This is a genomic window from Saccharopolyspora sp. 6V (genome assembly GCF_020176785.1).
Taxonomy (GTDB): domain Bacteria; phylum Actinomycetota; class Actinomycetes; order Mycobacteriales; family Pseudonocardiaceae; genus Saccharopolyspora_C; species Saccharopolyspora_C gregorii.
This window is the reverse complement of the sequence record NZ_JAIUKB010000059.1, coordinates 1-23997: the sequence shown is the minus strand read 5'-3', so window position 1 is coordinate 23997 and position 23997 is coordinate 1. Positions and strand designations below refer to the sequence as shown.

The following is a 23997-nucleotide window of genomic DNA, read 5'->3' as shown; positions in this document are numbered from 1 at the left end:
TTTCACGCGCCCCCCCCCGTCTTGTGGTCCCCCCGATATGGGCCGGGGCCGGGGGGGGGGCCCCCCCGCGCCCCGGGGGGCGGGGGGGGGCGGCCCCCCCCGCCGCGCGGCGGGAGCACCAGGAGGAGCTCGCCACCCTCGACTCGCTGGAGATGGGCGCACCGCTGGCGCTGACCCGCGGCATGGTCGAGCACGCCGCCGAGGTGTTCCGGCACTACGCGGGCTGGCCCACGAAGCTCTACGGCCAGGTCGGCCCGACCGACCCGTCCCGCCTGCACTACGTGCTGCGCCAGCCGGTCGGCGTGGTCGGCGCGATCGTCGCCTGGAACGGGCCGCTGCTGCAGGCCGCGTGGAAGCTGGCGCCCGTCCTGGCGACCGGCAACACCGTGGTGTTCAAACCGGCCGAGCAGAGCTCGCTCAGCGCGCTGCGGCTCGCGGACCTGCTGGCCGCCGAACTGCCCGCCGGGGTGGTCAACGTGATCACCGGTCCGGGCGACGTGACCGGGCAGGCGCTGATCTCGCACCCCGGCGTCGACAAGATCAGCTTCACCGGCTCGGGCGAGGTCGGCAAGCACATCGTGCGCACCTCCGCGGACTCGCTGGCGCGCGTCACCCTGGAGCTGGGCGGGAAATCGCCCGCGATCGTGTTCGCCGACGCCGACCTGGAGGCCGCCGCCGCGCAGGCCGCGATGGGGTTCTGCGCGGGCAGCGGGCAGTCGTGCGTGGCGGGCAGCCGCATCTTCGTGCAGGAACCCGTGCGCGACCGGTTCGCCGAGCTGCTGACCGCGGAGCTCGCGCGCATCCCGATCGGCGACCCGTTCCACCCGCGGACGCTGATGGGGCCGCTGGCGTTCCGCGGGCACTACGAGCGCGTCACCTCCTACCTGGACCTCGCCCGGCAGGAAGGCGCCACGATCGCCGCGGGTGGCACGGGCATCGGCGGGCTGTACGTGCCGCCGACGCTGCTCACCGACGTCACCGCGGACATGCGGGTCGCGCGGGAGGAGATCTTCGGGCCCGTCGCGGCGCTGCAGCCGTTCACCGACGAGGACGAGGTGGTGCGGGCGGGCAACGACACCACCTACGGGCTGTCCGCCTCGGTGTGGACCCGCGACGTCGGCACCGCGCACCGCACCGCCGCGCGGCTGCGCGCCGGCACGGTGTGGATCAACTCCGGGCAGGAGATGAGCAGCGGGAGCGTGCCCTTCGGCGGGTTCGGGCAGTCCGGTCTCGGCCGCGAGCACGGCACCGACGTCCTCGACGCCTACACCGAGGCGAAGACGGTGATGCTGGGGCTGTGACGGTGGTGCTGCGCCCACCGGCCGCACCGCCGTTCACCGGTTCGGCCGTACCGGGAGCCCGCTACCGGGGGACCGGGTTGATCACCGACCGACCGGACGGTTAAGAATGGGCCCCGGCCAGCGCGCCCCGCGCCGGTCCGGGACCGCCCCGCCGTCCCGGGCCGGCGGAGCGGGCCGTCCGCGGTGGCAGCAGGCACTGACGACGCCGGGGTGCCGCCCCGGTCCTGGGAGCGGAGGAAAGTCATGAGCACACCAGCTGTCCCCGGCGAGGTCGCCGTCATCGGCGGCGGCCGGATGGGGTCGGGCATCGCGCAGACCTTCGCCATCGCAGGCGCCGACGTGTCCATCGTGGAGAGCGGCGCGGACGGCGCCGCCGCCGCGACCGACCGGATCGCGGGCAGCGTCCGGCGGGCCGCCGACCGCGGCAAGCTCGCCGAGGACCCCGCGGACCTGCTCGGCAGGCTGCGGGTGCTGACCGGCGTCGCGGACCTGCCGGGCGGCGTCGAGCTGGTCGTCGAAGCGGTGCCCGAGCAGCTGGAGCTCAAGGTCGAGGTGCTGACCGCGGTGGAGGACGTGCTCGGCCCGGACGCGGTGCTGGCCTCCAACACCAGTTCGCTGCCGATCGCCGAGCTGTCCGCGGCGCTGCGCGAACCGCGGCGGTTCCTCGGGATGCACTTCTTCAACCCGGTGCCCGCCTCGCAGCTCGTGGAGCTCGTCGCCGGGCCGGACACCGCCGCGGACGTGCTCGGCGGCGCCCGCGACTGGGTGCGCGGCCTCGGCAAGACCGAAGTGCAGGTGCGGGACTCGCCGGGCTTCGCCACCAGCCGCCTCGGCGTGCTGCTCGGCCTGGAGGCGATCCGGATGCTCGAAGAGGGCGTCGCCGACGCCGAATCCGTGGACACCGCGATGCGGCTCGGCTACCGGCATCCGATGGGGCCGCTGCGCTCCACCGACCTCGTCGGGCTCGACGTGCGGCTCGCCATCGCCGAACACCTGCGTGCCACGCTCGGCGAGCGGTTCGCCCCGCCGCAGCTGCTGCGGGACAAGGTCGAGCGCGGGGAACTCGGCCGCAAGACGGGGATCGGGTTCTTCGCGTGGTGAGCGGGTAGCGGCAGCCGGGCAGGTTCGAAGGCAGGGCGGCAGCGCTCTTCGTCGCGAGCGGACGCCGTCAGCGGATGGCGGGGTCCACTGCGTCCTCTGCGGGGCCGGTCTTCGCCGGAGTGGTGCGAGGATCGCTCGGGGTCGGAGCTTCGTGGTCGGTCGGAGTATCGGAATACGGGTTCGTGGCGGGGTTCGCGGCTCCGGTGGGGTCGGCGAGGACCGCTCGCGCGCGGTCCACGTCGAGCGCCCCGTCCCACTTGGCGATCACCAGCGTCGCGACCGCGTTGCCGTAGAAGTTCACCAGCGCCCGGCACTCCGACATGAACTTGTCGATGCCGAAGATCAACATGATGCCCGCAGCGGGCACCGTGCCGATGGTGGACAACGTGGCGGTGAGCGCGATGAACCCGCCGCCCGCGACCCCGGCCGCACCCTTCGAGGTCAGCAGCATGACCGCCAGCAGGCCCAGCTGCTGCCCGATGCTCAACGGCGTGTCGGTGGCCTGCGCGATGTACAGCGCCGCCAGCGACAGGTAGATCGCCGCGCCGTCCAGGTTGAAGCTGTACCCGGTCGGCACCACCAGCCCGACCGTCGCGCGGTCCGCGCCCAGCGCCGTCAGCTTCCGCATCAGCCCCGGCAGCGCCGGTTCCGCGGTGGACGTGCCGAGCACCAGCAGGAACTCCTCCTTGAAGTACCGGAACAACCGGAACACGTTCAACCGCACGTAGGCGCCCAGCACTCCGCCGAGCACCACCACCACGAAGAACAGCGAAGTCCCGTAGAACAGCGCGATCAACGTGCCCAGGCTGCTCAACGCGGACACCTCGAACGCGCCGACCGCGTAGGCCATCGCGCCGAACGCGCCCAGCGGCGCGGCCTTCATCACGAAGCCCAGGACCTTGAACACGGCCTCGGTCAGCCGGTTCACCCCGGCGATGATCGGCTCGCCGACCGGCCCGACCGCTTTGACGGCGATGCCGAACAGCACGGCCAGGAAGATGATCTGCAGGATGTCGCCGTCGACGAACGCGCCGAAGAAGCTCTCCGGGACCAGGTGGGTGAACAGCTCCCACCAGTGCTGCCGTTCGCCGTCGGCGATGTACTGCTGGGCGTCCCCGCTTGTGCAGCGATTCCGGCCGGGCGTGCACTCCGACGCCGAGCCGGGTGACGTTGATGGCGACCAGCCCCAGCAGCAGCGCGGCGATCGTGCCCAGCTGGAAGTAGGTGAGCGCCTTCAACCTGGTGATGCCGACCTTCTTCAGGTCGGCGACGTTGGCGATGCCGCCGATGATGGTGAGGAACACGATCGGCCCGATCAGCATCTTCATCGCCGCGATGAACGTGGTGCCGATCGGCTGCATGGCCTCGCCGAGCTCGGGCCGCCACCACCCGAGGAGCACGCCCACGACGATGGCGATCAGCACGTGCACGTACAACTGCCGGTACCAGGGCTTCGGGGCGGGCTGCGGTGCGGCATGCGTCATTGCACTCTCCTGCACGTCGTTCGGGCGGCGTCCGGGATCAGCCGCGGGGGAGCAGCCGTTCGGCGATGCGCGCCCCGAGCCGTTCCAGCAGCGGTGCGGCGTCGCGCATGCAGCGCGCCGAGTCGGCGTCGAGGTCGGTGATGGTGGGCGCGACGTCGGGACCAGCCGCCGCAGAGTCCGAAGTGGACGGATGATTTCCGGGGTTGCGGCGGCTATCGGAGTGCCGGCGTCCCGGGCCGCGCGAGCGGCACCGGCGGGTTCGTTGCCGCGCGGCATCGGCCGGACCAGCCGTGAGTCGTGCGGCCCCCGCGGGTGCGGCCCGGCGAGCTCGGCCGACCGGGGGAGATCGGGGGCGCGCCCGGTGGGCGCGGCCGACCGTCCGTCGCCGTCGGTGCTCGCGCTGCCGCCGAGCCCACCACCTCGCGGGCGAGGCCGGCGGTGGCGGTCGGCGCGTCGAGCGGCCCCCGGACGAATCGAGCGCGACCAGCACCCGCCCCATGAATCCTCCTCGACCCGGCCGGAACGTGGGAACCACCGTGGCCCGGCCGCCGTCGCGGCGTCCAAGAGTAAGTTGCTACCCGAGCCATAGGTTCACCGAATGAATGCCGCACACGCTGCGACGACGCCCGACCCGGGAGGCCGACCCCGATGGACACCCGGCAGCTGGAGTACTTCCTCGCCGTCGTCGACCACGACGGGTTCGGCCGCGCAGCCCAGGCACTGCACCTCGCGCAGCCGTCGCTGTCGCAGGCCATCGCCGGACTCGAACGCGAACTCGGGGTGCGGCTGTTCCACCGGGTCGGGCGCGGCGTGGTGATCAGCAACGCGGGCCGCGAACTCGTCGGCCCGGCGCGGCAGGTGCTGCGGGACCTGCGGGCCGCGCGCGCCACCGTGGACTCGGTGAAGGGCGTGCTGCGCGGGCGGGTGGAACTCGCCACGATGCCCTCGCCCGGCATCGAACCGCTCGGCGCGCTCACCGCCGAGTTCGCCCGGCGCCACCCCGGCGTCGTCGTCGGTGCCGACGCGGCGTTCACCGCCGACGAGGTGGTGCAGCTGATCAAGCAGGGCGCCTGCGAGCTCGGTCTCGTCGGTGCTCCCGCGCCGCCCCGCGCGCCCGGGGTCGAGGTGATCCCGTTGGAGGAGCAGGGTTTCCTGCTCGTCGGCGCCCCGGAGCACGAGTTCCCCGCCGCGGATCCGGTGCGGCTCGCCGACCTCGCCGACGCGCGGCTGATCGCCTCCCCGCCGGGCAGCCTGATGCGCGGCATCGTCGACGACGCGCTCGCCGGGGGAGTGCCGGTGCGGATCGCCGCCGAAGTGGCGCACCGGACGTCGATCCTGCCGCTGGTGCTGCAAGGCGTGGGCCTCGCCGTGCTGCCCGCCGCGTGGGCGCCGCTGGCCCGGCGCTGCGGGCTGCGCCTCGCCCGCATCGACCACCCGGCCCGGCTGCACGTGGCGCTGCTGAGCCGCACCGCCCCGCTCACCCCGATCGCCGAAGCGTTCCGCGCGGTCGCCCGCGAGCACCGGGCCGCCGACTACCTGGACGAGGCCCGCTGAACGGTGCGGATAGGCCCGGCCTATGCATCGCATCGCCGACGCGTCTTGGACGCGTGCTGCGCCGCCGGGCTTCACTCGGGCCACCACCGCCCGCAGCGACCCCAGGAGTGATCGATGCCAGCAGCACCCGCCGCCCGCACCTTCCGCATCGCCGCCATCCCCGCCGACGGGGTGGGCGAGGAGGTCGTCGCCGCCGGTCGCACCGTGCTCGACGCCCTCGCGGCGGGCTCCGGCGGCGCGTTCGCCTTCGACTGGACCGAATTCCCGTGGGGCTGCGGCTACTACGCCGAGACCGGGCGGATGATGCCCGCGGACGGCCTGGAGCAGCTCCGCGGCTTCGACGCCCTCTACTTCGGCGCCGTCGGCTGGCCGTCGGTGCCCGACCACATCAGCCTGTGGGGGCTGCGGCTCAACATCTGCCAGAACTTCGACCAGTGGGCCAACGTGCGCCCGGTGCGCTTCCACCCCGGCATCACCTCGCCGCTGCGCAAGGCCGACCACACCGAGCTGGACTGGGTGGTGGTGCGGGAGAACAGCGAAGGCGAGTACGCGGGGCTCGGCGGGCGGAACCTCTCCGGCCGCGGACCCGGCAACGAGGTGGCGCTGCAGACCGCGCTGTTCACCGAGCACGGCTGCGAACGCATCATCCGCTTCGCCTTCGACCTCGCCCGGCAGCGCCCGCGCAAGAAGGTGTCGTCGGTGACCAAGAGCAACGCCCAGCAGTACGGCATGGTGCTGTGGGACGAGGTGTTCGAGCGGGTCGCCGCCGACTACCCGGACGTGGAGACCGAGAGCGTGCTCGTCGACGCGATGGCCGCCAAGTTCGTGCTCAAGCCGGAGGACCTGTCGGTGGTGGTGGCCTCCAACCTCAACGCCGACATCCTCTCCGACCTGTGTTCGGCGCTGGCGGGAAGCCTGGGCCTCGCCGCCGGCGCCAACCTGAACCCGGAGCGCCGGTTCCCGTCCATGTTCGAACCGGTGCACGGCTCCGCCCCCGACATCGCCGGGCAGGACCTGGCGAACCCGGCGGGCGCCCTCGGCAGCGCCGCCCTGATGCTCGACCACTTCGGCCTGCCCGCCGAGGCGACCCGCCTCCGCGACGCCATCGACGCCACCGCCGCCGCGGGCATCCGCACCCCCGACGTCGGCGGGACCGCCAAGACCACCGAGATCACCGACGCGGTCGTCGCCGAGCTCGGTTGAGCCGTTCGGTCGGTCCGCTCGCCCCGGTCACTCGCCGGGCGAGCGGGCCGGGGGCGCTGCGGCAGGCAACGCGCAGCCGGGCCGGGACCCGTCCCACCGGGAGCCCTCGGCCAGGCAGGCGGAGATCAGGTGCACCTGCTGGCCGTAGCTGCGGCCCCGCACCGCGGTCACGTCCCCGTTCTCGTCGACCTCGCACGGGTTGTCGTTCGTGCACTGCTCGCCGTCGCGGTTGGAGGTGTTGTTGATGCCGACGATCGTGCGCTCGTCGGGGGACAGCAGCGCCGCGCCGGAATCGCCGGGCCTGCTGGCGCAGGTGTCGCTGGGGGCGTAGCGCACCGGGTCGTCCTGCTGGTAGCCGTCCTCCCGCAGGTGCCGCGGTACCGCCTCCACCGCGCACTCCGGGCGTCCGTCCAGGCGGGACAGGAACATCCGGTCACCGGCGCGCAGCGGGGCGGTGGGCAGCCGGAACACGGTCGCGCCCTCCGCGGCGAGCTGGGCGTAGGTCTTGTCCAGCCGGTACAGGGCGATGTCGGTGCCGGTCATCGTCGCGTACTCCAGCCGGACCGCGCGGGAGGTGGCCAGCGAGTAGCCGGCGGAGTCCTTGATGGTGATCGGTTCCGCCAAGTCGGCGGGCCGGTCCACCACCGCGGACCCGGGCGCGGGCCGTCCGCTCGGCAGGCAGTGGCCGTTGGTCAGCGCCAGCGCCGGATCGTCCGGGCGCGCGGTGGCGGTGCGCACCACCGATCCGTGGCACTCGCCCACCTCGGCCGCGCCCGCCACGTTCGGGACCGGGTCGAACGGGGGCACGTCGGTCCCGGACACGATGCCCTCGATCCAGGCGCGGTTCGCCGCGACATCGGTGTACATGTCGGGGAAGTCGGTGCCCCTGATGCCGGGTCCGATGACCGTCCCGGCCAACGCCCACCCGTCACCGTCGCGGACCAGGGCGGGCCCGCCGGAGTCCGTCATGCCCGGCCCGACGGGCGGCTCGGCCTGACCGATGCACAACGGCGAGGTGCTGCCGTCGTCGTCCCAGCACTCCGCGAGCGGCACGACCCGGGTGTCGGCTTCGCGCAGCGTGCTGGGGTAGCACTCGGGGTCGTCGAAGTCGCCGCAGCCGGCCGCAGTCGCACCCCAGCCGAGGATCCGGACGGGTTCGCCGACTGCGGGCGCGCTGTCCGCGAGCCGGGCGGGCCGGGCCTGCGCGGGATCGCGCAGGTGCAGCAGCGCGATGTCCTCGCCGGGCGGGTCGTAGGAGTTGTGCCGCCGGTAGAACGCGTCGACCTCGGTGACCTCGCCGCCGGTGGTGGTGTCCAGCGATCCGATGCGGACCTGCCAGCCGCGGGGAACGCCCGCCGTCGCCCCGGTCGGCGAGTTGGCGCAGTGGCCCGCGGTCACCGCCCACCGCGGCGCGATGAGCACCGCCCCGCACCGGTGCCCGTCCGGGCGGGGCGGGTCGTACTGGAGCGAGACCATGAACGAGTACGGCTCCGCGGACTCGGTGCCGCCGACGATGGCCGACGCGGGAACCGCGCCCGCCACCGCCGTCGTCAGCGCGAGCCCGCAGAGCAGCGCGAAGGAACGGGTTCGGAGGTGCATGGGCCCCACCGTGTCCCGCGCTCGTCCGCGCCACGTCGTCGTCCCGTCACGGTTTCGTACCAGCCGGCCGCCCGGTCGTTCGCGGGAGAACCGGGAAATCCGGTGATCGCGGCGTGTTCAGAGGCGGTTCACCAGGGGGTCGGCGCGGCTTGGGTCCGGCTCCACGCGGCGGCGGCACGATGTGCCGGACGTACGCCGAGCCGAGGAGCCGCAGTGAAGCCCGACCGCCGTCTGCTGATCGCCCTGGCCGCCACCGGCCTGACCGCCGCCACCGCGATCGCCGCGCCCAGCGCGCTCGCGGGCCCCGGTGCGCGTGCCGCCGAGCTGCCCGACCCGGGCAGCTACGACGCCGCGATCGCCTGGATTCCGGACACCCAGTACTACTCGGAGAGCCACCCCGAGCACTTCGACGCGCAGACCCGGTGGCTCGTCGACAACGCCGCCGAGCGCAAGATCGGCTATGCGACGCACACCGGCGACATCGTGGACGACTCCGATGACGAGGACCAGTGGAAGAACGCCGACGCCAGCATGAAGGTGCTGGACGACGCGAAGTTCCCGTACGGCGTCGTGGAGGGCAACCACGACGTGGACGGGCTCTACGCGGACTACTTCGGTGACGACCGGTTCGCCGGCTCCCCGGTGCGCGGCGAGTCGTTCGAGAACAACCGCCAGCACTACGACCTCGTGGACGTGGCGGGCGAGCAGGTCATGATGCTGTCGCTGACCTGGGACATGCAGGAGGCGGACTTCGCCTGGGCGGAGGACGTCCTCGCCGCGCACCCCGACACCCCGGTGATCATCAGCGTGCACGCGTACCTGGAGACCGACGGCTCCTACAGCGAGCAGGGCCAGGAGATCTTCGATCGGATCGTCGAGCCGCACCGCAACGTGAAGGCCGTGCTGTGCGGGCACAACCACGGCGCCACGCACAACGTGAAGGACCTCGGCGGCGGTCGCACCATGCCGGAGATCCTCGCCGACTACCAGAGCGCCCCGGAGGGCGGGCTCGGCTACCTGCGGCTGCTGCAGTTCGACGTGGACGCGGGCAAGATGATCGTCGACACCTACTCGCCGTCCGAGGACGACTCGAACTACTTCGACGGCGAGGACGACTTCACCGTGGACGTGGACCTGAAGGCCACCGAGTGATCCGCGCGGGGGCGCCGCGCAGGTGGGCGCCCCCGGCCACGCACCGCGTGCGGGCCGAATTCCCGTGGTCCCGGCGCGCCGCGCGGGGCTAACCTGGGGGCAATCGCGCCGGGCCTGGCCCGCCGAGTCGACCACCCGACGCGTACGGGGCCGCGAAGAACGACTCCCATCGAATCCGCAGCAGCACCGAGGCACCGGTGGACGGAACGGATTTCGCCTGCCGGGTTCGTGTGGGAAGCAGGTAATGACCATGCAAGTGAAGAGCATCTTCGTCTACAGCTCCGGCGGCTGGGGCCGGCACCGGCACCACGGCTGGGGCCACCACTGGGGCGGCTGGCGCAAGTGAGCCCCCCGGCCTTGACGACCACGACCTGACGCGACGAACGACCTGACGCATCGCCGAGACGGCTCCCGCCATCCGGTTCGCCGGAACGGCGGGAGCCGTCGCGCGTGCGGTCAGTACAGCGAGGTGAGCAGCTCGGAGCTGAACGGGGCGACCTCGTCCAGGCGCCCGGAGAGCACCTTCTCGCTCCACAGCGGGTCCGCGAGCAGTCCGCGGCCCACCGCGACCAGGTCGAACTCGTCGCGCTCCAGCCGTTCCACCAGTTCATCGATGTCGGTGATCTCGGAGGTCTGGCCGCTGAACGCCCCGGTGAACTCCTGGTTCAGCCCCACCGACCCGACCGTGATGGACGGCTTGCCGGTGAGCTTCTTGGTCCACCCGGCGAGGTTCAGGTCGGAGCCCTCGAACTCCGGCCGCCAGTACCGCCGCGTGGAGGCGTGGAAGGCGTCCACCCCGGCCTCCGCGAGCGGCGCGAGCACGGCCTCCAGCTCGTGCGGCGTGGTGGCCAGCTGCGCCTGGTAGTCGTACATCTTCCACTGCGAGGTGCGGAACACGACGGGGAAGTCGGCGGAGACCGACCGGCGCACGGCGGCCACGACCTCGGTGGCGAAGCGGGTCCGGGACACCGGGTCGCCGCCGTAGGCGTCGGTGCGGCGGTTGGTGCGCTCCCACAGGAACTGGTCGATGAGGTAGCCGTGCGCGCCGTGCAGCTCCACGCCGTCGAACCCGACGCGTTCGGCGTCCGCGGCGGCCTGGGCGAACGCCTCGACGACCGCGTCCAGGTCGGTCCGGGTCATCGCGTGCCCGGCTTCCTCGCCCTTGAGGTCGAGCCCGGACGGGCCCATCGGCGGGGCGTCCGGGAACGGCGGGGCGCCTGCGGGGCGGGCCATCCCGACGTGCCAGAGCTGCGGGAAGATCTTCCCGCCCGCCTGGTGCACCTCGGCGACGACGTTCTTCCAGCCGGCCAGCGCGTCCTCGCCGTGGAAGCGCGGGATCGAGTCGCTGAGCCCGGCCGAGGGGTGGTCCACGTAGGTGCCCTCGGTGATGATCAGCCCGGTGCCGGCGGCGGCGCGGCGCGCGTAGTAGGCGGCGACGTCCGCGCCGGGCACTCCGCCGGGGGAGAGGTCGCGCGTCATCGGCGCCATCGCGATGCGGTTCGGCACGGTCGTGCCGCCCAGCTCGAACGGGCGGGACAGCGCTTTCGCCGCGCGGTCGGAGGTGTTGCTGCTGGACACGGGCTCTCCTCGGGAACTGGTGCGGTGCGGTGCGTGCTTCCGCTACGGTAAAACCTGACGTTGACGTCAGAGGAAACCGATTGTGGCCGGGATTACCACCGCGGCCCGGCGGGGCGAGGAGGAAGCGCGATGCGGATCGGGGAACTGGCCGCCAGGACCGGGGTGAGCGTGCGGGCGCTGCGCTACTACGAGGAACAGCACCTGCTGCGAGCCGAGCGCACCGCCAGCGGGCAGCGCACCTACTCGGAGGCCGCGGTCGAACGGGTGCGGCTCATCCAGCAGCTCTACGCCGCCGGGCTGTCCAGCAAGCTGATCCTCGGCCTGCTGCCGTGCGTGGAGACCGGCGAAGCCGACCCGGCCATGATGGACCGCCTCGTCGCCGAGCGGGACCGCATCGACCGGCAGGTCGACGAGCTCGTGCGGACCCGGGACCGGTTGGATGCGATCATCCGCTGCTCGCACGCGGCGCACGACGACTCCCGGTCGATCGCGTGACCCGGGACCGCACCGGCCGAACGTCGTGATCACCGGCGCCGGTTCGGGGATCGGCGCCGCCGGACCCCGCGCGGCGCTCAGCCACCGACCGGCTCGGCCCGTCCGTCCGATTCGGACAGTGCCCGGTAGATGCGGCTCTCCTCCTGCAGCAGCGGCAGCGAACCGCGTTCCCGCGGCCGCGGCAGGTCGACGTCGAAGGTGCGCACGACCCGTCCCGGTCCCGCCGCCAGCAGCAGCACCCGGTCGGCGAGGAACACCGCCTCCCCGACGTCGTGCGTCACGAACACGACCGTCCCGCCGGTCCGCGCGCGGATGCGCAGCAGGTCCTGCTGGAGCCGGATCCGGGTGAGGTGGTCCACCGCCCCGAACGGTTCGTCCATCAGCAGCACCTCCGGTTCCGCGGTGAGCGCCCGCGCTATGCCCGCCCGCTGCCGCATGCCGCCGGAGAGGTGGTGCGGGTAGGCGTCCTCGTAGCCGGACAACCCGACCAGGTCCAGGTGCTCGCGGGCGGCGGCGCGGCGTTCGCCCCGGCCCACCCCGCGGATCTCCAGCCCCAGCTCCACGTTCGCCAGCACCGTGCGCCACGGGTACAGCGACGCGTCCTGGAACACCACCCCGATGCCCTCCCGCGGCCCGGTGAGCGGTTCGCCGCGGAAGCGCACCTCGCCGGAGCTCGGCGCCTGCAACCCGGCGAGCACCTCCAGCAGGGTGCTCTTCCCGCAACCGCTCGGCCCGAGCAGGCAGACGAACTCGCCCGCGGCCACGTCCAGGTCGATGCCGGAGAGCACCTCGTTCGCACCGAACGACTTGTGCACCGACCGCACTTCGAAGATCGCCATGGTGGCTCCCGTCCGATCAGCGCCCGGCGCGGGGCCGGGGGTAGGTGAAGGGCTTGCGGAACTCCTGCGGGATGAAGCGCAGGTCGATGTAGCGGTCCGCGTCGTAGATCCGGTCCTGGTTGCCCACCTCGACCTCGATCTCCTGGCTGCGCCGGATCGCGGCGGGATCGACGTCCGGGTTGTCGTCCCACACGTCGTCCTCCTGCCGGATGGCGCGCGCGACGGCCTCCGGGTCCAGCTTCAACTTCCCCTGCAACCACGGCACGTAGGTCGCGTGGTTCTCCTTCGCGTCGGTGTAGGAGGCGAAGTAGGCGCGCAGCGCCCGCCGCAGCACGTCGGGGTGGTCGCGGATGACGTCGTCACCGGAGATGAGCACCCCGGTGTGGTAGTTCGGCAGGTAGTCCCAGGCCCGCGCCAGCGTGACCGCTTCGCCTTCGAGCTCGCCCAGCGCGGGGAACGGCTGGTGGATGATGGTGGCGTCCACCTGGCCGGTGCTCAACGTGCCGTAGGCCTGCTCGTTGATGCCGTTGTTCACCAGCGACACGTCCCGGTCCGCGTCGATCCCGTGGGCGCGCAGCACGTACCGCAGCGTGGTGTCCAGGTTGCTGCCCGCCTTCGAGTTGCCGATGGTGCGCCCGCGCAGGTCTTCGATGCGGGTGATGCCGGGGCGGGCGATGAGGAAGTACGGGCCCTTGCTGCGGAAGGCGGAGGACACGATCTTCAGCGGGGAGCCGAGCGCGGCGGCGCGCAGGTACTCGGTGGTCGGGCCGAAGGCGAAGGTGAGCTCGCCGGTGGCCACGCCGGTCACGGCGTCCTCGACGTCGGTGAACTCGACGGTGAGCCCCTGGGCGGCGAAGTGCCCGCGTTCCACGCCCCAGCGGATCGGCTGCTGGGTGTACTGGGTGCCCGCTTGGAGGGTGATGGTGGCGGTCTCGCCGTCGGCCCGGGTCCCTCCGGTCCCGGCGCAGGCGGCGGTGCCCGCGAGGGGCAGCAGGGCTGCCGCGGCCAGCGACGACCGGACGAATTCGCGGCGGTTCATGTGAGCTCCAGGATGGTCAGGAGTGCTTCCAGCGCAGCAGGACGCGGCGCTCCAGCAGGCCCACGCCGGAGATGATCAGCGCGGACAGCACGGTGGTGAACAGGACGAGCGCGAAGACCGAGGCGGTGTCGTACACCCCGACCGCGCGGTTGAGCAGGTTGCCCAGCCCGCCCTTGGACGCGGTGATCTCCGCGAACAGGGCGGCCACCAGCGCGGTCCCGGTCTCCACCTTGATCGCGGCCACGATGGAGGTCGTCGCCGAGGGCAGCACGACCTTGCGGATCAGCTGCGCGCGGCTCGCCCCGAACGAGCGGGCGACCTTGAGGTGGTCCGCGGAGACCTGCTTGATGCCCGCGATGGTGTTGTAGACGAACAGGAAGTAGCAGAACAGGAAGACGATCACGATCTTGTGCGCGGCGCCGATGCCGAGGTACAGCGTCAGCAGCGGGATGATCGTCACCTTCGGCACCGCCATCAGCGCGGCCACGAACGGGTTCAGGAAGGTCCCGGCATTGCGGGACAGGCCCATCCACACCCCGGTGGCGACGCCGAACACCAGGGCCAGCGAGGCGCCCGCGGCGGCCTCCCCGAGCGTCAGCAGCAGGTTCCCGAGCAGGTTCTGCTCGGTGAACAGCGCCGGGTAGGCGGCGAGCACCTCGGTGGGGGAGGCCAGGTAGATCCGCTTGACGCGGCCGCTGTCCACGGCCTGCTGCACCACCGCGAGCACCGCGGCGACCAGCAGCACCTGCCCGCCGAGGATCGCGAACCCGGTGCGGCGCGGGCGTTTTCCGGCGGACGGAGCGGCCGTGGTGGCGGGTGCGGCCGGTGCTTCTCGAACGGTCATGGCGCGGTGGTCCTCCCTGCCGCTGCTGCGCGGACCGGCGGCACGTCCAGTCCGAGGTGGTCGCGGAACGTGCTGCCCGCGTAGTCGTCGCGGTGCAGCCCGCGGCGCCGGAGCTCGGGCACCACCAGGTCGGCGAAGGCGCGCACCGAACCGGGGACGTGCGGCGGGAAGATGTTGAACCCGTCGGCGGCACCGCCGTCGAACCAGCGCTGCACGAAATCGGCCACCTGCACCGGATCGCCGACCACGGAGGCGCGGCCCGCGCCGGTGCCGAGCCCGTTCACCAGGTCCCGGTAGGTGATGCGGTGCTCGCCGGACAGGTCCCGGTGGGTGTGCGCGCGCACCGCGTCGAGCAACACCCGGCCCTGCTCGTCGAGCTCGTCGGCGAGGGCGGCGGGCACCTGCTCGTCCGGGTCGTGGCCGCGCACGTCGACGCCGAGCTCCCGGGAGACCGAGGTGAGGTTGCGGCGGGGCCGCTGCCCGAGGGCGCCGCCGCGGTGCAGCGGGCCGGCGAGCTGCTCCTCCTCGTCCAGCGGCAGGAACGAGTTGAGCAGGTCGTGCTCGGCGACCGCGTCCTGCGTGGTGGCGCCGGTGTAGACGCTCAGCCCGGGCAGGATGCGCGGCAGCCCGGGTTCCCGGCCGTGCGCGGCGGCGCGGGCCTTCACGTCGGCGTAGTACTCCCGGGCGGACTCGAAGTCGTGGTGCCCGGAGAACACCACGTCCGCCTCCCGGGCGGCGAGGTCCCGGGAGCGCTCCGAGGTGCCCGCGTGCAGCAGCACCACCTGGCCCTGCGGTGGTCGCGGGACGTCGAGCGGCCCGTCCACGTCGAAGTGCGCGCCGCGGTGGCCGATGGGGGCGCCGTGCGCGCCGCTGTCCCACAGCGCCCGCACCACGTCGACGAACTCGCCCGCCCGGTCGTAGCGCTTGTCGGTGTCCCAGTGCTCGCTGCGGCTGAAGTTCCCGGCCGCCGCGGCGTCCGCTCCGGTCACCAGGTTCCACGAGGCGCGCCCGCGGCTGAGGTGGTCGAGCGAGGCCGTCAGCCGGGCCACCGAGTACGGGTCGTGGTAGGTCGGGTTCGCGGTCACCACGATGCCGATCCTGCTGGTGGCGGCGGCGATCGCGGCTCCGGCGGTGAACGGTTCCAGCCGGGACATCTGGGCGGGGTTGGTGCGCGCCAGCGCCGGGTCGGTCGCCAGGCGGTCGCCGAGGAACACGAAGTCGAACGCGGCGTCCTCGGCGATCCTGCTGACCTGCTGGATGAATCCGATGTCGTAGGCGCCGTCGGCGCGCGCCCCGGGGTGCCGCCAGCCCGCGGGATGCGTGCCGGTGGCCCAGAACATCAGGCCCAGGTGCAGTCGTCGTGCCGTCACGATGCGGCCCCCGTTCGCGGTGGTGCGGGCCGCCGGGACGGGTCGCGGCGGGCCGGTCGGGTGAGGTTCAGGTGCGAGCGCAGGCTCCGGTCCGCGTAGTCGTGGCGGAACACGCCGCGGCGGCGCAGCAGCGGCACCACCAGTTCGGTGAACCGGCGCAGCTGGCCGGGTTGCGGGGGAGCGTGCAGCAGGTACCCGTCCACCTGCCCGGCGGAGAAGGACTCCGCGATGCGCCCGGCGACGGTGTCGGGATCGCCGATGAGCACCGCTCCGCTGGCCAGCGCGCGTTCTCCGCCGGGGGTGGCGTGCAGTTGCTCGTGCAGGTCCCGCACCTCGGCCACGTCCTCGCCGAGGACGGGGATCAGGTCGGGCAGCACCGCGGCGTGCTCGCCGCGGTCGGTCGCGCCACCGGGCAGCACGAGCTCGGCGTCCGGGACGGCGGCGGCGGGCTCGTCGGCGGCGTGCGCCAGCACCGGATGCCCTTGCGGCGGGCGGGCCAGGTTCAGCGGTCCGCGCACCTGGAAGTGCGCGCCGACGTGGTCCACGGCGCGGATGCGGTCGGCGTCGACGAACGCGCCGGATCCCTTGTCCCGCACGAAGGCGTCGTCGTCCCAGCTGTCCCACAGCGCCCGCACCAGCCCGACGAACTCGCGGGTGCGCTCCACCGCGTCCGCCCGGGGGAGGGGGCCCGCGCGCTCGCCGCCGGGGTGTTCCTCGGTGACCAGCCAACCGGCCCGCCCACCGGAGATGTGGTCGAGGGAGGCCACCAGCCGGGCGAGGTTGAACGGTTCGTGCCGCAGCGGATCGCCGGTGGCCAGCAGTCCGATCCGGGTGCTGCGCACGGCCGCGTGCGCGGCGGCGGTGAACGGTTCGAGGCCGGTGCCGGTGTCGCGCCTGCCGTCGAGCAGCACGAAGTCGAACGCGGCGTCCTCGGCGAGGCGCACGGCCCGGTCGAGCTCGTCCGGGGCGCTGCCCGTGGCGTGGGCGTAGCCGAGGTGCAGCTGCCGGGGGCGCTTCTTGTGCTGGTTCCTTCCCAAGGAGACCTCCTGCGGGTCGTGCCGCGAGCAGCGGGACGCACCGCTGCGGTGCCGTGTCGCGGTGTCGCGGCGCGCGGCGGTGCGCGACCGCCGGGCGGCGGTGCGGTGCGGGCGTCCGGGGGCGCTCCGGTGCTGCTTCGGACCGGGCGGCGAAAAAGAGTCCTCAGTGGACTGAATGGCGAACGCCGTTGTGGCGTCGGGGGATCGAGCGGGCGCGCGGTACCGCGTGCCGGGAGTCCTGATCGGACGGATCAGCCGGTACAGCCGCGGTGCGCGGCGGATGACTGCGTGCTGAACCGCCCGGGAAGAGCCGACCGAGTGGGCATGCCCGGAAGTCTCGACACGACCCCCGCCGACGTCAAGCAGCCGTCGATCCGTCGCACAGGGTGGGACGGTGCAGCTCAGCGGCCCGGGCGGCGTCGCCGGACGGTGGTCCGGGGTCGCGACGGCCCCGAGGTGAGCCCGGACACCCCGTCCGCGGGGACGCGGGGTTCGGCGGGTGCCTCGTTGCCGCCGCTGCGCGGGGTGGCCGATACTCGCGCCGTGTCGAAGCCAGGTGAGACCCCCGCGCGGACCGGTGGCAAGGAGCGCGGCTCGGAGGTGCAGTCCGTCGCGCGCGCCTCGGCGCTGCTCGAAGCGGTGGTGGACAGCGCCGAGGGCCTGACGCTGACCGAGCTGGTGCGCGAGAGCGGCCTGACGATGAGCACGGTGCACCGGTTGCTGCGCACCCTGTGCTCCGGCGGGTTGCTGTGCCGCGACTCCGGCACCGAGCGATTCCTGCCCGGCCCGCTGCTGCTGCGGCTCGCCCGCCGTTCGCTGGCCTCCGCCGGGGTGCCGGAGGCCGCCGACGTGCTGCGGGACCTGGTGGACCGCACCGGGGAGACCGCGAGCCTCGGCATGCGCCAGGGCGAGCAGGTGCTGGTGCTGCTGGTGGCGCAATCCGCGCAGCCGCTGCGGTTCCAGGGCGTGCAGGGCGAGCACCGCGCGCTGCTGCGCTCGGCGATGGGCCGGGCGCTGCTGGCCGTCGGCGACCGCCCGGTGCGGGAGGTCCTCGACGAGCTGCTGCCCGGTGCCGGCGAGGAGGAGCGCTGGGAGCACGAGGTGGACCTGATGGCGGCCCGGTTCCGCGGGTGCGCCGTGTTCGACGACCCGGACCGCGCCGGGCTGCGCGCGATCGCCGCCCCGGTCCCGGGGCACCGCGACGGCGGGCGGCTGGTCGTCGAGGTGCAGGGCCCGGCCGCGCGGATGGCCGACGAGGAGCTCGACCGGTTGGGCGCGGCCGTCCGCGCCGCCGCCGAGGAGCTGCACGGACTGCCGCTGTCGCTGGGTGGCGCGGGCACCTGAGAACCCGGGCGCGCGTGCCACCGGACCGCGCCCCGGTCAACCCGCGACCACCGACTTCCGTGATGTGGGAGGTGTTGCCGCATCGCGCAAGTATCCGTTGACCGGCCGCCGAACCCCGCCCTACGTTGCTCATCGACAGCACGAACGGCAGGGAGGTGACCGTGAGCCCGCAGCGCTCCGAGGCACGAGTGGTCATCTCCCCGAACCACCCGGTGTTCGACCTGCCGGAGATCGTCGCCCTGGAACGCGGCATGTTCGCCGAGGCGGGCCTGGACGTGCGCTTCGCCGAACGGGCCGGCGCCGAGGACCGCACCGAGCGGGACCCGGCGGCGCGCCGCAAGGAATCCCTGTTCGAGCACGCGCAGGCCGACGTCTACAACCTGTGCGAATGGGGCGGGATCGACCGGCTGGAGCGCAACCGCAGGCCGGGCAGGCTCGGCTACCTGCGGCCCGCGATCGTCGCCCAAGCACTGGTGAGCTTCGACCCGGCGTTGCAGGAACCGCACGACCTGAGCGGGATCCCGGTCGGCGTCAACGAGTTCACCGGCTCGCACTACACCGCGCTGCACCTGCTGGAAGGCGCGGTGGCGCGGGAGAACGTCGTCGTCGAGCACGTCGGCTTCCCCGAGGTCCGGTTGCGCCGCGCCGAAACCGGCGCGATCCGCGCCGTGATGCTGATGGAGCCGTACCTCAGCCTGGCCCGCAAGCGCGGTGCCCACCTGCTCGGCACCTACTTCTACCGGGGCGTCGAAGTCGTCGCCCCCGAACTGACCGACGCGGCGCGCGAGACCTTCGTCGGCGTCGTTGACGCCGCGGTCGACCTCATCAACGCCGACCCCGCCCGGTACCGGCACCACCTGGTCGCCGAGGTGGCGGGCGAGCTCGACGAGTCCGAGCTCGGCACCGAGCACTTCCGCTACACCCGCGCCACGCCGGTCACCGAACGCCGGTTCACCGAGAGCTACGCGTGGATGCGCTCCTGGCGCCTGACCTCCGGCGCGCACGGCTACCGCACCCTGCTGGGGTTGCGGTGAACCCGCCCGCCGGCCTCACCCGGCGCAGGTACCTCGACTGGTGCTCGCTCAACGGCGGGCTCTGTCCCCGCTGAACCCCGGCCTTCCGCGGGGCGCGCCCGTGCGGCGCGTCCCGGGCCGCACGCCTCTGCCCTTTCCCCTTCGCTGCTCCTGGAGCGTCGTCATGAACACCTGGACCGGTGGTGTCCCACCAGTTCCCCGCGGCCCGCTCGGGCGCCGCGCCGTGCTGCGCGGCGGGCTGGCGGCGGCGCTGGGCCTCGCGGGAGCCGGGGTGCTGTCCGGCTGCGGCACCGGATCGCCCGGGGCCGCGAAGGTGGAGGACACCCAGAAGGGCACCGCGGGCGCGGTGATCCGGCCCATCGCCGAGCGGTACGGGCTCGTCGGCGACCTGGATCTGGAGCACGTCGCGGGCACCGGGCCCGGCGACGTGCAGAACAAGCTGCTCTCCGGCGCCCTCGACGTGGCCAGCATGGGCCCGATCGGGGCCGTCGTCGCCGCCGAGGCGCGCGCGGCGGTGAGCCTGTTCAGCACCAGCCTGCACAACCACGTGCACTGGCTGGTCCCCGAGAACAGCCCGTACCGCACGGTGCGGGACCTGCGCGGGAAACCCATCGCGACACCGCCGAACAACAGCGACGCCTACCGCTCGGCGCAGCTGGCGGCCGCGGTCAACGACATCGACTTCGAAGCCGACTACGACGTGCACCAGGGCGCGGTGCTGGCCGGGCTGGCGCTGTTCGAGCGCGGTGACGTGGAGGCCATCCTCACCATCGAGCCGAACGCCACCCTGCTCGTCGGCCGCGGTGCCCGCGAGCTCGTGTCGGTGCAGCAGCTGTGGAGCGAGGGCACCGGCGACGGCGGGCGCCTGCTGCTCAACGGGCAGGGTGCCACGAACGAATGGATCGACGCGCACCCCGCGCAGGCCGCGGGGATCGCCCGGTTGCGGCTCGCCGCGCACCAGGTGATCGCCGAGAACCCTGCGGTGCTCGCCGAGCTGCACGAGTACTACGGCATCCCCGCCGGCGAGCGCCGCGCCGTCGAACTGCTGCCACAGCGGCTCGCCGACGTCTATCCCGTGGTCTGGGACGAGTCGGTGTTCGCCGGGCTGCGCAAGCAGATCGACGTCGCCGTCCGAACAGGACTGATCAGCGCCGCGCTCGCCGCGGAACCGTTCCGGGTGGTGGGGCCGGCATGACGACCACGACCGCGCCCGAGCGCACCGACCCGGCCGCCCCGCCGGCGACCGCGCCACCGGCGGGCCCCGGCGCCTGGCGCCGCATCGCCGCCGCCGGCTGGCCGCCCGCCGCGTTCGCGCTGCTGCTCGGCGCGGGCTGGCAGCTGATGGCGGTGCTCGCGGACAGCGTCCTCGTACCCGGGCTCGGCGAGATCGCCGACCGCTTCGGCGAGATCGTCGTCGGCGGCGACGTCCTCGGCGAGCTGGGCGTGACGCTGGCCCGGGTGTGCCTCGGCTTCGCGCTCGCCTTCGCCGCCGCCCTGGTCGTCGGGATCGCCATGGGGCGCCACCCGGTCGTCCGCCGCTTCTTCGAACCCGCCGTGCTGCTCGGGCTGACCGTCCCCGGACTGGTGTGGGCGCTGCTGTGCGTCATCTGGTTCGGGGTGGGGCTGGCGAACCCGGTGCTCGCCGTCGCGCTCTCCGCCGCGCCCGCGCTGACCTTGAACGTCTACCAGGGCATCCGCGCGCTGCCCGGCGAGCTGCTGGAGATGACGCACGTGTACCGCTTCTCGCCGTGGCGCCGGCTGCGGTACCTGTGGCTGCCCGCGTTGCAACCGGCGCTGTTCTCCGGGGCGCGGCTCGGGCTGTCGCTGTCCTGGAAGGTGATCGTGCTGGTGGAGATCTTCGGGCTCTCCAGCGGAGTCGGGTACCAGCTCAACAACGAGTTCGCGGCGCAGAGCGTCGCCGGGGTCCTGAGCTGGACGCTGCTGTTCGGCGCGGTGATGGCGCTGCTGGAGTACGGCCTGCTGCAGAACCTGGAACGGCGGCTCACCCGCTGGCGCAAGGCGGTGTCGGTATGAGCGCGATCTCGCTGCGCGCGGTGTCCAAGCGGTTCCGCGACGCGCGCACCGGCCGGGTCGAATCGGTCTTCGAGGAGTTCTCCCTCGACGTCGCCGAAGGCGAGCTCGTCGCCGTGGTCGGGGCCTCCGGGACCGGCAAGACCACGCTGCTGCACCTCGTGGCCGGGCTCGAACGCGCCGACGCGGGGGAGGTGCCGGTGCCGCCCGGGCGGCTCGGCGTCGTGTTCCAGCAACCGCGGCTGCTGGACTGGATCCCGGTGCGGCGCAACGTGGAACTCGCCCTGGACGCCGCCAGGCTGGACCGCGCCGCGGCCGCCGAGGTGCTCGCGGCGGTGGGGTTGGCCGAGCACGCCGACTCCTACCCCTCGGTGCTCTCCGGCGGGCAGCGGCAGCGGGTCGCGGTGGCCAGGGCCTTCGCCGTCGAACCGGGCGTGGTGCTGCTGGACGAGCCGTTCAGCGCGCTCGACGAGCTGACCGCGCGCCGGCTGCGGCTGCTGCTGCAGGAGCTGTGGACCGCCCGGCCGCGCACCGGGCTGCTCGTCACGCACAACCCGTTGGAGGCGGCGCTGCTGGCCGACCGGATCGTCGTGCTCGGCGGCCGCCCGGCCCGCGTCGTGCGGCGCTACGAGGTGCCGGCCGCGCGCCCCCGGTCCCCGGAGGACCCGGACCTGTTCGCGCTGCACGGCGAGATCGTCGCCGACCTGACCGCCGGGGCCTGACCCCGCACCACCAGGACCGAAGGAACGAGAGGGAATCCGACATGGCGCATGACAAAGTCACCATGGAACTGCTGTCGCTGGTGTTCTCGCTGCCGCAGCTGGTCGCCGCCGACGAGGGCTACTACGCCGAGGAGGGGCTGGAGGTCGAGTTCGTCCCCAAGGGCTACGCGGGCGCCGGGGTCGGCTTCCTGGAGGACCACCAGCTGCTGAGCGCGTTCGGCAGCACCAAATCGCACTTCGAGAGCGGCGAGGCCACCCTGTACCGCGCCTGCGAGTGGGGCCAGATCCGGCGTTCCGTGGACACCAGCGTCGGTGGCCGGGTCGTGAGCAAGCGCGCCGCCGTGCTCAGCCAAGGCCTGTACGTGCACCCGGATTCGCCCGCGGTGCACCCGCAGGACCTGGCGGGCGAGGCGGTCGGCGTGAACTTCCACCACGGCTCGCACTACCTCGCCTTGCAGACGCTGGAGGGCTTCCTGCCGCGCGAGGAGATCAAGGTGGTGCACGTCGGCGGGCCGCAGCAGCGGTTCGAGGCGCTGCGGGACCGGGAGATCGCGGCGGTGGCGCTGATGGAACCGTGGATCTCGGTGGCGGAGAAGCAGGGCTACCGGCTGCTCGCGGAGGCCTACTACGCGGGTTCGGAGATCGCGAGCCCCGACCTGCCCACCAGCACCTACGAGGCGATCAACCGCGCGGTGGTGAAGGCGGTGCGCAAGCTCGGCGAGGACCCGCGGCCGTACCTGCACCACCTCATCGGCGAGGTGCCGCCGGAGATCGAACGGCTCTCCGTCGAGGACTTCCGGCTGGACCGGCTGCGGTTCGTGGAACCGCGCCCCTACCCGCGGGAGGAGTTCCAGCGCACCTACGACTGGATGGTGAGCTGGGGGTTGGTGCAGGAGGACTCCGGATACGGCAAGGTGGTCGAGAACCTCGTCCGGATCTGAACCGGGGCGGGACGGCGGACGGCACCGGCCGGTGCGCTGGGAGGTGCCGACCATGGCGAGCCGGGCGGGGCGCGGACCTCGGGTGTGGCCGCTGTACGCGGGCGGGTTCCTCGGCCCCTACGGCAGCACGATGGTCACCCCGATGGTGCACGAGGTCGCGGCCGGGCTGCACGGCTCGGTGACCGCCGCCGCGGCCGCCGTCACCGCGTACATGGTGCCGTTCGCGGTGCTGCTGCTGGTGTCGGGGACCCTGGCGGAGCGCTGGGGCCGCGGGCGGGTCGTGCGGGCCGCGCTGCTGGTGTTCGCGCTGGTGTCCGCGTTGTGCGCGGCGGCGCCGACGATGGAGCTGTTCCTGCTCGGCCGCGCCGTGCAGGGCGCCGCGAACGCGTTCATCACCCCGCTGCTGGTGGCCGCGATCATCGATCTGGTGCCGGGGGAGCGGCGCGGGCGCGCGCTGGGGTGGTTCGCCGGGATGCAGGCCGCCGGTCAGGGGTTCAGCCCGCTGATCACCGGGGTGGCGGCGGCGTGGCACTGGCGGCTCGCGTTCGTCTTCCCCGCGCTGCTCGCGATCGTGCTGGTGCTGCTGCCGCCGGACGCGGCCGCCGCGGCCCGCCGGGCCACCGGCGCCGTGCCGTGGCGGGTGCTGGTCAACCGCAGGCTGGGGTCGGCGGCGGCGCTGTCCTTCCTGAGCTACCTCGGCGCGGTGGGGCTCACCGTGCTGGTGGTGCTGCGCGTCGCCGACGACTTCGGTTTCGGGCCGGTGCAACGAGGTCTGGTCAGCGCGGCGTTCGGCGTGGCGGGAGTGGCCGCCGCCGGGCCGCTGGGCCGGTGGGCGGAGCGGGTCGGGCCGCGCCCGCTGGGGCTGGTGCTGAACGCGCTGCTCGCGGCCGGGTTGCTCGCCGCGGCGCTCGGCCCGTCCCCGCTGCTGGTCGTCGTGGGGGTGCTGCTGGCGGGCGCCGCGGTCACCGGCATCCGCACCATCGTCAACGAGCTGGCCGCGACGAGCGCGCCGTCGAACCGGGGCGGGGCGGCGTCGCTGGCGCTGGCGGCGCAGTTCTTCGGTGGTGCGCTGGCACCGGTGCTGTGGGTACCGCTGTACCACCTGGACGCGCGGTGGGGTTTCGCCGCGGCCTGCACCGCGCCGCTGGCCGCCCTGGTCGTCCTGCTGGCGGCGAGGTCCCTGCGCCGTGCGCCCGGCTCGCCGACGTGAAGCGGCCCCCCCCCCCCCCGGGGGGGGGGGGGGGGGGGGGGGGCGCCCCCCGGGGGGGGGGGGGCGGGGGGGGGGCCCGGGGGCCCCCCCCCGGGGTGCCCCCCCCGGGGGGCCGGGGT

Annotated in this window: 21 protein-coding genes and 1 pseudogene; 13 read left to right on the top strand and 9 right to left on the bottom strand. The window is 73.6% G+C overall.

Annotation, left to right across the window (positions count from 1 at the left end; genetic code table 11):
- Positions 1-152 precede the first annotated feature (152 nt).
- Positions 153-1301: an aldehyde dehydrogenase gene (locus tag LCD35_RS12765; RefSeq protein ID WP_374108072.1), complete on the top strand. Its 1149-nt coding sequence runs from the start codon at positions 153-155 to the stop codon at positions 1299-1301.
- Between the two features lie 243 nt (positions 1302-1544).
- Positions 1545-2402, top strand: a complete 858-nt coding sequence (locus tag LCD35_RS12760; protein ID WP_224961362.1) for a 3-hydroxyacyl-CoA dehydrogenase family protein — start codon at positions 1545-1547, stop codon at positions 2400-2402.
- A gap of 67 nt (positions 2403-2469) precedes the next feature.
- On the opposite strand, the gene LCD35_RS12755 is transcribed toward LCD35_RS12760, so the two are convergent.
- The gene (locus LCD35_RS12755) at positions 2470-3468 is read right to left on the bottom strand and encodes a cation:dicarboxylate symporter family transporter (protein ID WP_374108073.1); all 999 of its coding nucleotides are present in this window, start codon (positions 3466-3468) and stop codon (positions 2470-2472) included.
- Between the two features lie 145 nt (positions 3469-3613).
- A pseudogene (locus LCD35_RS29925) lies at positions 3614-3886 on the bottom strand (cation:dicarboxylate symporter family transporter); the annotation flags it as partial.
- Between the two features lie 648 nt (positions 3887-4534).
- On the opposite strand from LCD35_RS29925, the gene LCD35_RS12750 reads away from it, so the two are divergent.
- Both LCD35_RS12750 and LCD35_RS12745 read left to right on the top strand, forming a co-directional pair.
- Positions 4535-5440, top strand: coding sequence for a LysR family transcriptional regulator (locus tag LCD35_RS12750; protein WP_224961360.1), 906 nt, complete (start codon positions 4535-4537; stop codon positions 5438-5440).
- A gap of 114 nt (positions 5441-5554) precedes the next feature.
- Positions 5555-6643 carry a tartrate dehydrogenase gene (locus tag LCD35_RS12745; RefSeq protein ID WP_224967442.1) on the top strand — a complete coding sequence of 363 codons (1089 nt, stop codon included), beginning with the start codon at positions 5555-5557 and terminating at the stop codon, positions 6641-6643.
- Positions 6644-6670: 27 nt separating this feature from the next.
- Here LCD35_RS12745 and LCD35_RS12740 read toward each other — a convergent pair whose 3' ends face one another.
- The gene (locus tag LCD35_RS12740) at positions 6671-8242 is read right to left on the bottom strand and encodes a trypsin-like serine protease (RefSeq protein WP_224967444.1); all 1572 of its coding nucleotides are present in this window, start codon (positions 8240-8242) and stop codon (positions 6671-6673) included.
- Positions 8243-8455: 213 nt separating this feature from the next.
- Between LCD35_RS12740 and LCD35_RS12735 the strand changes: the two genes are divergently transcribed.
- The gene (locus LCD35_RS12735; protein WP_225044236.1) at positions 8456-9394 is read left to right on the top strand and encodes a metallophosphoesterase; all 939 of its coding nucleotides are present in this window, start codon (positions 8456-8458) and stop codon (positions 9392-9394) included.
- A gap of 456 nt (positions 9395-9850) precedes the next feature.
- On the opposite strand, the gene LCD35_RS12730 is transcribed toward LCD35_RS12735, so the two are convergent.
- Complete coding sequence (locus tag LCD35_RS12730) at positions 9851-10972, bottom strand: NADH:flavin oxidoreductase (protein WP_224966733.1); 1122 nt, start codon at positions 10970-10972, stop codon at positions 9851-9853.
- 129 nt (positions 10973-11101) lie between these two features.
- Here LCD35_RS12730 and LCD35_RS12725 point away from each other — a divergent pair, with 129 nt between their 5' ends.
- The gene (locus tag LCD35_RS12725) at positions 11102-11467 is read left to right on the top strand and encodes a MerR family transcriptional regulator (RefSeq protein ID WP_224957731.1); all 366 of its coding nucleotides are present in this window, start codon (positions 11102-11104) and stop codon (positions 11465-11467) included.
- Positions 11468-11544: 77 nt separating this feature from the next.
- Here the strand turns inward: LCD35_RS12725 and LCD35_RS12720 are convergent, their stop codons facing one another.
- The 5 genes from LCD35_RS12720 to LCD35_RS12700 are packed head-to-tail and all read right to left on the bottom strand — an operon-like array spanning position 11545 to position 16596.
- Complete coding sequence (locus LCD35_RS12720) at positions 11545-12306, bottom strand: ABC transporter ATP-binding protein (RefSeq protein WP_224957732.1); 762 nt, start codon at positions 12304-12306, stop codon at positions 11545-11547.
- Between the two features lie 16 nt (positions 12307-12322).
- Positions 12323-13345: an ABC transporter substrate-binding protein gene (locus LCD35_RS12715; RefSeq protein WP_224957733.1), complete on the bottom strand. Its 1023-nt coding sequence runs from the start codon at positions 13343-13345 to the stop codon at positions 12323-12325.
- Between the two features lie 16 nt (positions 13346-13361).
- Positions 13362-14189 carry an ABC transporter permease gene (locus LCD35_RS12710; protein ID WP_224957734.1) on the bottom strand — a complete coding sequence of 276 codons (828 nt, stop codon included), beginning with the start codon at positions 14187-14189 and terminating at the stop codon, positions 13362-13364.
- A complete protein-coding gene (locus LCD35_RS12705; RefSeq protein WP_224957735.1) occupies positions 14186-15559 on the bottom strand; it encodes an LLM class flavin-dependent oxidoreductase in 1374 nt (457 codons plus the stop codon). Before LCD35_RS12705 ends, LCD35_RS12710 begins: the two co-directional genes overlap by 4 nt.
- Entirely contained in the window at positions 15556-16596 is a 1041-nt protein-coding gene (locus tag LCD35_RS12700) for an LLM class flavin-dependent oxidoreductase (protein WP_224966731.1), read from the bottom strand. Before LCD35_RS12700 ends, LCD35_RS12705 begins: the two co-directional genes overlap by 4 nt.
- 543 nt (positions 16597-17139) lie before the next feature.
- Between LCD35_RS12700 and LCD35_RS12695 the strand changes: the two genes are divergently transcribed.
- From LCD35_RS12695 to LCD35_RS12665, 7 genes are all read left to right on the top strand, one after another.
- Entirely contained in the window at positions 17140-17940 is an 801-nt protein-coding gene (locus LCD35_RS12695; RefSeq protein WP_224957740.1) for an IclR family transcriptional regulator, read from the top strand.
- A 161-nt stretch (positions 17941-18101) separates the two neighbouring features.
- Positions 18102-18974 carry a nitrate ABC transporter substrate-binding protein gene (locus tag LCD35_RS12690; protein ID WP_224957742.1) on the top strand — a complete coding sequence of 291 codons (873 nt, stop codon included), beginning with the start codon at positions 18102-18104 and terminating at the stop codon, positions 18972-18974.
- 163 nt (positions 18975-19137) lie between these two features.
- On the top strand, positions 19138-20169 hold the full coding sequence (locus tag LCD35_RS12685) for an ABC transporter substrate-binding protein (RefSeq protein WP_224966730.1): 1032 nt from the start codon (positions 19138-19140) through the stop codon (positions 20167-20169).
- On the top strand, positions 20166-21008 hold the full coding sequence (locus tag LCD35_RS12680; protein WP_224957746.1) for an ABC transporter permease: 843 nt from the start codon (positions 20166-20168) through the stop codon (positions 21006-21008). The genes LCD35_RS12685 and LCD35_RS12680 overlap by 4 nt, the downstream gene beginning before the upstream one ends.
- Positions 21005-21727, top strand: a complete 723-nt coding sequence (locus tag LCD35_RS12675; protein WP_224966729.1) for an ABC transporter ATP-binding protein — start codon at positions 21005-21007, stop codon at positions 21725-21727. The genes LCD35_RS12680 and LCD35_RS12675 overlap by 4 nt, the downstream gene beginning before the upstream one ends.
- Before the next feature lie 41 nt (positions 21728-21768).
- Positions 21769-22668, top strand: coding sequence for an ABC transporter substrate-binding protein (locus tag LCD35_RS12670; RefSeq protein WP_224957749.1), 900 nt, complete (start codon positions 21769-21771; stop codon positions 22666-22668).
- A 52-nt stretch (positions 22669-22720) separates the two neighbouring features.
- A complete protein-coding gene (locus LCD35_RS12665; protein WP_224957750.1) occupies positions 22721-23878 on the top strand; it encodes an MFS transporter in 1158 nt (385 codons plus the stop codon).
- Positions 23879-23997 lie beyond the last annotated feature (119 nt).